This window comes from Porphyromonas sp. CAG:1061, from assembly GCF_000435035.1.
In the GTDB taxonomy this organism is placed as follows: Bacteria; Bacteroidota; Bacteroidia; order Bacteroidales; family Porphyromonadaceae; genus Porphyromonas_A; species Porphyromonas_A somerae.
In genome coordinates this window covers 5,949-7,499 of sequence record NZ_HF988831.1, presented here as the reverse complement: position 1 = coordinate 7,499, position 1,551 = coordinate 5,949, and the positions used below count along the sequence as shown (strand labels likewise).

At 51.8% G+C, this 1,551-nt stretch carries 2 protein-coding genes; both read left to right on the top strand.

Annotation, left to right across the window (positions count from 1 at the left end):
* Positions 1–925 (top strand): agmatine deiminase family protein (locus tag QVO39_RS00545; protein WP_288171225.1); only part of this gene is annotated, 925 nt, incomplete at its 5' end.
* Positions 885–1,551, top strand: a 667-nt coding sequence (locus QVO39_RS00540) for a nitrilase-related carbon-nitrogen hydrolase (RefSeq protein ID WP_288171227.1), incomplete at its 3' end; no start/stop codon positions are given. The genes QVO39_RS00545 and QVO39_RS00540, both read left to right, overlap by 41 nt.

Sequence of the window (1,551 nt, the reverse complement as noted above, 5' to 3'; positions counted from 1 at the left end):
GGATGTTCCGATGGTTTGTATGAATCGTTGGATGTCGGGAGATTCGGGTCATAGTCTGATACCCTTTTTTGACTTTTCCCTTAACGATACATGGATGCGCGATGTGATGCCCCTCTTTGGTATGCAAAATGGGGAGCGTGTGGCTTATGACTTTGGTTTCAATGGTTGGGGCTTGAAGTTTGCCAGCAATCGGGATAATCAGGCGGTGCGAGAGCTCTTCTTTGAGCGTAAGCTCTTCGACTCGAGTGTACGGTATATCAATCGCCTTGAGACCATCTTGGAGGGCGGAGCGATTGATGTGAATAGTCGCGGCGAGCTTTTGACCACCGACTCGGTGCTTCGGGAGGCGAATCGCAACCCTTCCTATCCAAAGGAGTGCCAGGACCTCTACTTCCCTGAGGAGATGGGGGTACAAAGGGTCTTTGGGCTAGAAGGGATAACGCCGATGAGTGGTGATGATACTGATGGGCATATCGATACTTTAGCACGTTGGGTAGATGATGAGACAATTGTCTATTGTGCGACGAAGAATCCTATGGATGAACAATTTAAGAAGCTGAAGCAATTGGAGATGGAGCTCCAAAAACTGAGGACTAGCGAGGGAAAGAAGTATCGACTAATCCCTCTGCCTATCCCTTCGCCAATGGAGGATGAGATGGGGGAGCCTCTGCCAGCTACTTATGCCAATTTCCTAATTGTAAATGGGGCGGTACTAGTGCCTATTTACAGCGATCCGAAGGATGAAGAGGCACTGAGGATTATCCAAGAGGCGATGCCAGAGTATGAAGTGGTGGGGATAGAGTGTAGTGCCTTGGTGCAGCAGCACGGGTCGCTCCACTGTATCACGATGCAGGTACCGAAAGGTTTTATCAACATATATGAAGATGAAGGTAGGAATCATACAGCAACAAAATGGGGCATATAGGGAGGAGAATAGAAGGAGACTGAGAGAGAAAATCCTGAGGCTTGGACGTGAGGGAGCCGAACTGGTGGTGCTTCAGGAGCTACACGAGGGGCTTTACTTCTGCCAAGTAGAGAGTGTCGATCGCTTCGATGAGGCGGAGACGATCCCCGGACCAAGTACCCAATTCTATGGCGAAGTGGCAAGGGAGGCGGGAGTGGTGCTGGTGCTTTCACTCTTTGAAAAGCGTGCAACGGGTCTTTACCACAATACATCGGTGGTGTTGGAGCGTGATGGTTCAATCGCTGGGCAGTACCGTAAAATGCACATTCCTGATGACCCCGCCTACTACGAGAAGTTTTACTTTACCCCTGGCGACCTCGGCTTTGAGCCGATAGAGACCTCGGTGGGTCGGCTTGGAGTGCTGGTCTGCTGGGACCAGTGGTATCCCGAGGCTGCTCGTCTGATGGCTTTGGCTGGGGCCGACCTATTGATCTATCCTACCGCCATTGGCACGGAGAGTACCGATACTCCTGAGGAACAACTAAGGCAGCGTGAGGCGTGGACCCTTGTGCAGCGTGGACACGCCGTGGCAAATGGTTTGCCTGTAGTGGCGGTGAACCGAGTGGGGTATGAGCCAGACCCTTCTG